This is a genomic window from Candidatus Neomarinimicrobiota bacterium (assembly GCA_036476315.1).
Lineage (GTDB): Bacteria > Fidelibacterota > Marinisomatia > Marinisomatales > S15-B10 > JAZGBI01.
Window position 1 is genome coordinate 1 of the sequence record JAZGBI010000007.1, and the last position, 4,035, is coordinate 4,035.

Here is a 4,035-nt window from a genome sequence, read left to right on the forward strand (position 1 = left end):
CTTGGCCAGGCGAGAATTGATCGGCGGCGCAAAGAAAAGCAACTGTTTTTCAATATCAAGAAGCGATAGCGGGATCATGAATGGCGCAACTGCGTAGGGGGGGCGGATCCAATCCTGGCTCGAAAAGACATAGCTCCGGTACGAGTGGGTCCTTACGACGGCATGGGGAAAATGGCTGAGACGAATGCGTCAATGAGTGACAGGGGTAAACATGGACGAGCAAGCAGTTGAGTATTACCTCGATCAGGATCATCGATTCGTCGTTGAGAACTACAATTGGGCAAAACCATTCTCCAACTTTTTCCCCGGGATCGGGGGTAGATGGGGAATTCCGATGTGGGTCTTCTACGTCAACCGGGCACAGTGCATAAGCAGTGTCGGTGTTAGGGACAAAAATCACGCCATTCTGGAATTCTACTCGTTCAATAAAGCTCTCCAGCTCAATGCGCAGCATGGTTTCCGAACCTTCCTCAGGATCGATGGGCGTTGGCTTTATGAACCATTTCAAAAAAGCAGAGATATGAATATCAGACAAAAAATGGTCCTTTCCTCGGAGGAATTGGAGATCAAGGATTTCAACCGAAAATTGGACATAGAGACTCGTGTGCTCTACTTCCCTTTAGTTAATGAACCGATACCGTCTCTGGTGAGGGAGTTGAGGGTGAAGAATCTGAGAACTGCCCCCGCTAACCTGGAGATCCTCGATGGTCTGCCGCGCATACTCCCGCACGGTTTGAATCAGAATCTCGTCAAGTTTACCACGCGGCACATTGAGGCAATGATGGGGATCGAGCAGGTTGGTGGGGTACCACTTTTCAGGTTGAAACAGAGCCCGGCGGATGTTCCCCAAATCGGAAGGATGTCTGGTGGAAATTTCTACGTGAGCCTTCTTGGAGGGGGAAGCGATATCTTGCGGGATCGCGTCATCGTTGATCCTTCCATCATATTTGGTGAGGGCGAGGCGTACGATTATCCATGGTGTTTTGAGAAGTACCCCCTTGAAAAGCTGCTTGCGATGAGGCAAATTCGGGAGAACAAAACCCCGTGTGCCTTTACTGCTCTGTCTGTTAGGGTGCCTGCAGGCGGGGAGGTCGTTCTCTTCTCATTGATCGGCAATACTACGCATGAAGACAAATTGCGCACTCTCGTGAGAGCTGTTAAGAAAAAAGATTTCTTGCAGCGCAAACGTGAAGAAAACAGCGTGGTCATCGAGCAGGTGAAGAATCACGCATTCACGGTATCGAGTTCTCGAGAGTTCGACGAGTACTGTCAGCAGACATTTCTGGATAATGTGCTGCGCGGGGGGATGCCTTTAGTCTTTGACACGACTGAGGGAAAAAGCGCTCTTTACGTGTACGGTCGAAAGCATGGGGACCTTGAGAGAGATTATACCTTTTTCGTCTTAGATCCTGCCTTCCTCTCACAGGGCGATGGCTTTTATCGCGATGTCAACCAGAATCGGCGAAGTGATGTCTGGTTCTTCCCCGAGGTGGAAGACTCCAACATCGTTACGTTCCTGAGCCTTGTCCAGACAGATGGGTACAACCCCCAGGTAGTCAGTAGAATAACATATGTGGCTTACGATACCGTTGGGCTTCGGAAATGGTTGAAAGGCCTTGTGAAGGATGAAAAATTGTACCGCGAGCTGTTGGGAGTGGTTGCCCGCCCATTTACTGCCGGCGAGTTTATCATGACGCTCGAAGAGACGACAGGGCGTAACGCAAAAGTGTATGAGAAGATCTTGAGAAAACTTCTGCTTTTCTGCCGGCAAAATGACGTCGGCGATTTACATGAGGGGTTTTGGGTGGATCACTGGACATACAACATCGACTTGATCAAACGTTTCCTGGAAATCTATCCCGATAGACTCAAGGAAGTCTTGGTCGACCGGAAGATTTACACATACTACGATAACCCGGATGTTGTTGTGCCGCGGAATAGAAAATATGTGGTGGTGGATGGAAGGGTGAGACAATACGGTGCGGTGGTTCGCGATCGAGAAAAACTCGCAATGATCAAAAAACGCTCAGAGCGTCCGACGAGAATGCGGACGAGACATGGCCACGGTCGCCCTTACAAAACGAACCTCTTGGTGAAACTTCTCTCCATCATTGTGAACAAGATCGCTACATTGGACCCACGAGGAATTGGAGTAATGATGGAGGCCGACAAACCCGGGTGGTGTGATCCCTTGAACGGGCTGCCCGGACTTTTTGGGTCGTCGATTTGCGAGACCATAGAATTGGAAAGACTTGCTCGGTTCCTTCGCAGGGCCGTAGACGAACTTACACTGGAAGAGGACGAAACGGTCCTTCTCCACGAAGAGTTGCACGACTTTGTGGGCGCTCTGGGTAAAGCGATAGGAAAGAGGCTCACGTGGAGAGGCAAGGAAAAAAGGTTGGTGTACTGGGAAGAAAGCAATCGGTTGAAGGAACGTTATCGGGAGAAGACGAAGATGGGAATCAGCGGTGTGGAGCAGGAAATGACACTTGCTGAGACGAAAGTTTTCTTGGATAAGTGCTTGAGGCTTCTGGCAGAGGTGTTCGAGCCTGGAAACAGAAAGAACGTCTTTCATAAGAGCGGGGTTTGTTACACGTATTTCGTCAATGAGGTTATCGACTGGGAGCCGGTCTGGAAAGACAGCAAGAAGAAGATCCCAATGTTGAGTGACGGCGGAAACCCCTTAGTCAAGGTGAGCAAATTCCGCCCTCGGCCGATGGCGCTTTTCCTGGAGGGCCCCGTCCATCTGCTGAGGGCCCATCCAGAGTGGAAGGAAGAAATTCACAGGGCGGTCAAGAGAAGTCAGCTTTACGACCGAAAACTTGAGATGTATAGGAACTGTGAGTCCCTAGAGAAAGAGCCCTTCGATATCGGGAGAATTTGCGCCTACACTCCTGGGTGGATAGAGAATGGATCCGTTTATGTTCATATGGAGTACAAATGGCTTTTGGAATTGCTGCAGAATGGCCTGTGCCGGGAATTTTACCGAGACATCAAAACCGCCCTAACTCCCTTTCTCGACCCGAACATGTATGGGAGGAGCATACTTGAGGGAACCTCTTTCATCGTCAGCAGCGCTTTTGGGGACGATAAGCTTCACGGCCGTGGCTTTCAGCCACGTTTGAGCGGAAGCACTTGCGAGATGCTTCACCTGTGGACCTTGATGGTTGCAGGGGAGAATCCGTTCTTTTTAAATCACGAAGGCCAACTGATGTTGAGGCTTCGGCCCATCCTCCCGGGTTGGTTATTCACGCAAGAAAAGCGGACTTCCCGCTACTATGATAAAGAGGAGAGATCGAAAGCAGTCGTGATCCCCGAGGACGCTTTTGCTTTCAAATTCATTGGAAAGAGCTTGGTCGTGTATCACAATCACGAACGTAAGGACACCTTCGGCGAAGCCGGGGCGAAAGTTGTTTCCTACTCGCTGAAGTATCATGATGGGAAAGAGAAAACCACACCTGGGGAGGTGTTGGAAACCTCGCTGGCGTTGAGTGTGCGAGAAGGGCGCGTGGAGCGAATCGATGTGGTTCTTTCTTGAAGGCACGTGCGCAGACGCAATGGGGTCACGTCTACAATTGACAATTGGACAAGTATTCATAGGGTGTAGGGGTGGAGCGGAAAGAGCCAGTCGTCTAGTCCTTTGAGGTAGGGAGGTTGCAAATCAAATGAGGAGACTAAAATGGGACAAGACCCTGTGAAAGTAGATCTCAAGCATTACAAAGTCGAACTTGAGAATGAGCAAGTGCGGGTGCTTCGAATCAGGTACGGGCCCGGCGACAAATCCGTGATGCACGGACATCCGGCAAGCATAGGAGTGTATCTGACAGATGCCCACGTCCGGTTTACCTTCCCTGATGGCAAAACGGAGGAAGTACGGGTGAAGGCTGGGGAAGTCCTGTCGTTCCCAGCATGCGAGCATCTGCCTGAAAACTTGAGCGGTCAGCCTTTAGAGCTTGTTTTCTTCGAGTGCAAAGGCAAAGCGTAGGGCAAAAAGGGGGAAAGGGCCGTTCATGACGGGAGAACAGGATCAAACCC

Annotated in this window: 2 protein-coding genes; both read left to right on the forward strand. The window is 50.5% G+C overall.

The genetic code is table 11. From position 1 onward, the window contains the following. Positions 1-211: 211 nt before the first annotated feature. Positions 212-3,538, forward strand: coding sequence for a cellobiose phosphorylase (locus V3U24_00475; GenBank protein ID MEE9165927.1), 3,327 nt, complete (start codon positions 212-214; stop codon positions 3,536-3,538). A 141-nt stretch (positions 3,539-3,679) separates the two neighbouring features. After that, positions 3,680-3,985, forward strand: coding sequence for a cupin domain-containing protein (locus tag V3U24_00480; GenBank protein MEE9165928.1), 306 nt, complete (start codon positions 3,680-3,682; stop codon positions 3,983-3,985). Positions 3,986-4,035: the final 50 nt, after the last annotated feature.

Excerpts from the sequence above, each read along its gene's own strand:
- V3U24_00475 (MEE9165927.1), top strand. The coding sequence starts at position 212 with ATGGACGAGCAAGCAGTTGAGTATTACCTCGATCAGGATCATCGATTC.
- V3U24_00480 (MEE9165928.1), top strand. The coding sequence starts at position 3,680 with ATGGGACAAGACCCTGTGAAAGTAGATCTCAAGCATTACAAAGTCGAA.